This window comes from Klebsiella pneumoniae complex sp. WS1778, assembly GCF_049472055.1.
Classification (GTDB): Bacteria; Pseudomonadota; Gammaproteobacteria; order Enterobacterales; family Enterobacteriaceae; genus Klebsiella; species Klebsiella quasipneumoniae.
This window is the reverse complement of sequence record NZ_JBKGTJ010000021.1, coordinates 1-574: the sequence shown is the minus strand read 5'-3', so window position 1 is coordinate 574 and position 574 is coordinate 1. Positions and strand designations below refer to the sequence as shown.

Sequence of the window (574 nt, the reverse complement as noted above, 5' to 3'; positions counted from 1 at the left end):
CTCAGGGAGAACTCATCTCGGGGCAAGTTTCGTGCTTAGATGCTTTCAGCACTTATCTCTTCCGCATTTAGCTACCGGGCAGTGCCATTGGCATGACAACCCGAACACCAGTGATGCGTCCACTCCGGTCCTCTCGTACTAGGAGCAGCCCCCCTCAATTCTCCAGCGCCCACGGCAGATAGGGACCGAACTGTCTCACGACGTTCTAAACCCAGCTCGCGTACCACTTTAAATGGCGAACAGCCATACCCTTGGGACCTACTTCAGCCCCAGGATGTGATGAGCCGACATCGAGGTGCCAAACACCGCCGTCGATATGAACTCTTGGGCGGTATCAGCCTGTTATCCCCGGAGTACCTTTTATCCGTTGAGCGATGGCCCTTCCATTCAGAACCACCGGATCACTATGACCTGCTTTCGCACCTGCTCGCGCCGTCACGCTCGCAGTCAAGCTAGCTTATGCCATTGCACTAACCTCCTGATGTCCGACCAGGATTAGCTAACCTTCGTGCTCCTCCGTTACGCTTTGGGAGGAGACCGCCCCAGTCAAACTACCCACCAGACACTGTCCGCA

General features: G+C 55.7%; 1 rRNA gene. It reads right to left on the bottom strand.

Going from position 1 to position 574, the window contains the following annotated elements:
- Nucleotides 1-574 (bottom strand): 23S ribosomal RNA (locus ACLEXF_RS25435); the annotation flags it as partial.